Annotated in this window: 1 protein-coding gene and 1 pseudogene; both read left to right on the top strand. The window is 68.7% G+C overall.

Annotation, left to right across the window (positions count from 1 at the left end; all coding sequences use genetic code 11):
- Positions 1-493 (top strand): annotated as a pseudogene (locus D459_RS36045) (hypothetical protein); the annotation flags it as partial.
- Positions 478-694 (top strand): hypothetical protein (locus D459_RS36635; protein ID WP_206540816.1); only part of this gene is annotated, 217 nt, incomplete at its 3' end. The pseudogene D459_RS36045 and the gene D459_RS36635, both read left to right, overlap by 16 nt.

The raw sequence follows: 694 nt of genomic DNA, 5'->3' as shown, positions 1-694 counted from the left end.
GGAGGACTGCCTGCAGGACCCGGAGACGAGTGCGCAGGTCTGCCCCGGCGACGAAGGGTGGGACGCGGTCTCGGCGACGGCACCGGTCACCGGCAGCGACGACCCCCGCTGCCTGCAGGACGGGTCCGCCGACTGCTACGAGTACTGCTATCTCGAAGGCGGGGCGACCGAGAACCAGCTCACCGATTCGCCGTGCTACTCGGAAGGGGACGCCTCCGACCCCGATTGGATCTGGGCGGAATACGCCTGCCCGAACGTCTGGAACGACGTCGTGAAGGTCAGCGAAGGAGGCGTGGCGGCGTGCGAGCCGATGCCGGGCGAGGCGGGCAGGGCCATTGCCGGGACCGAGCAGATGGGGCTGCTGCGGTATTACACCTGCGAATACTACCCGGGATGGGTCGAACACCACGTGGAGCAGGAACCGTGGTACGGCGTCGAATACACGAGCGGCCCCGGAACGACGGTCGAGGAATCCGGGTGGTGCATCGACTGACGGTCCCGGTTCCGGGGGCCGGTGGATTCCGTCATCGCCATGGGCCGGCGGCGCGCACCCGGGCGGCGGATTCGGCGAGTCCGGTGCGAGCGCGCGGTGGAAGCGGTGGAGAGAAGGCGATGAGCGGCGAATTCGTCGGGCGCAGTGAAGAGGTCCTCGGTTATGTGATGGGGCTGGGGGTGCTGGTCGGTGTGCTGGCTC

It is taken from the genome of Nocardiopsis potens DSM 45234, from assembly GCF_000341105.1.
GTDB classification, from domain to species: Bacteria; Actinomycetota; Actinomycetes; order Streptosporangiales; family Streptosporangiaceae; genus Nocardiopsis_A; species Nocardiopsis_A potens.
The sequence above is the reverse complement of the archived record's forward strand: the minus strand, read 5'-3'. Positions and strand labels throughout refer to the sequence as shown.